The following is a 1,279-nucleotide window of genomic DNA, read 5'->3' as shown; positions in this document are numbered from 1 at the left end:
TTTTGCATTGTCTAGTTTTGAGGGCGCATCGAAGAGATGAAAGTCTCTGCGGTAGTCCTTTTGTTCACTGAAAACTGCACAGAAGAAACAAGAAAATCTAAACAGGGAAACGAAGCGTTCTCATGTACGCGACGTTTTCCTCACTAAAAGATTTTCCCAAGCAAATTAGGATAAAGCGAAAATACCTTGAAGTCGTGAGACGTTAAGTCAAGCGAACAAGGGCATACGGCGGATGCCTAGGCGTTTTGAAACGAAGAAGGACGCGATAAGCTGCGATAAGCCATGACGAGCTGCAAGTAAGCATTGACTCATGGATTTCCGAATGGGGCAACCCGGCGGGAGTAACGTCCCGTCACTCTACCTTCGAGGTAGAGAGAAAACACCCGATGAACTGAAACATCTAAGTAGTCGGAGGAAAAGAAATCAAAGAGATTCCCTGAGTAGCGGCGAGCGAAACGGGAGGAGCCCAAACCAAGAGACTTCGGTTTCTTGGGGTTGCGGACCTGCAACAAACTGGACATTCTAGTGGAAGCATCTGGGAAGGTGCGGCAAAGAGAGTGAGACCCTCGTACACGAAAGAGTGAAAAGCGGGCAGGAATCCAGAGTACCACAGGGCACGAGGAACCCGGTGGGAAGCAGGGTGGACCACCATCCAAGGCTAAATACATCAAAACGACCGATAGCGAAAAGTACCGTGAGGGAAAGGTGAAAAGAACCCCGGGAGGGGAGTGCAATAGAACCTGAAACCGTATGTCTACAAACAGTCGGAGCACTTTACATGTGCGACGGCGTGCCTATTGAAGAATGAACCGGCGAGTTAATTTATGCTGCGAGGTTAAGCGGGAGACGCGGAGCCGAAGCGAAAGCGAGTCTTAAGAGGGCGAGCAGTAGCATGGATTAGACCCGAAACCACAGTGATCTATACATGTCCAGGTTGAAGCTCAGGTAAAAATGAGTGGAGGACCGAACCCGTGAGTGTTGAAAAACTTTGGGATGAGATGTGTATAGGGGTGAAATGCCAATCGAACGTGGAGATAGCTGGTTCTCCCCGAAATAGCTTTAGGGCTAGCCTCAGGCGAATCACCATAGAGACGGTAGAGCACTGATCGGGCAAGGGGGCGTAAAGCCTACCGACCCCAGTCAAACTACGAATGGCTCATATGGGCAGCCTGGGAGTCAGAATGCGAGTGATAAGACCCGTATTCAAGAGGGAAACAGCCCAGACCGCCGGCTAAGGTCCCAAATGCTGTGCTAAGTGGAGAAGGATGTAGGACTTCGA

Annotated in this window: 1 rRNA gene; it reads left to right on the top strand. The window is 50.1% G+C overall.

Annotation, left to right across the window (positions count from 1 at the left end):
* Positions 1–205: 205 nt before the first annotated feature.
* Positions 206–1,279: ribosomal RNA gene (locus tag HMPREF9334_RS11270) — 23S ribosomal RNA — on the top strand; the annotation flags it as partial.

The sequence above is a fragment of the Centipeda infelix ATCC 43532 genome, from assembly GCF_000234095.1.
Classification (GTDB): domain Bacteria; phylum Bacillota; class Negativicutes; order Selenomonadales; family Selenomonadaceae; genus Centipeda; species Centipeda infelix.
Note: the sequence above shows the minus strand (reverse complement) of the source record. Positions and strands in the feature narration are given on the sequence as shown.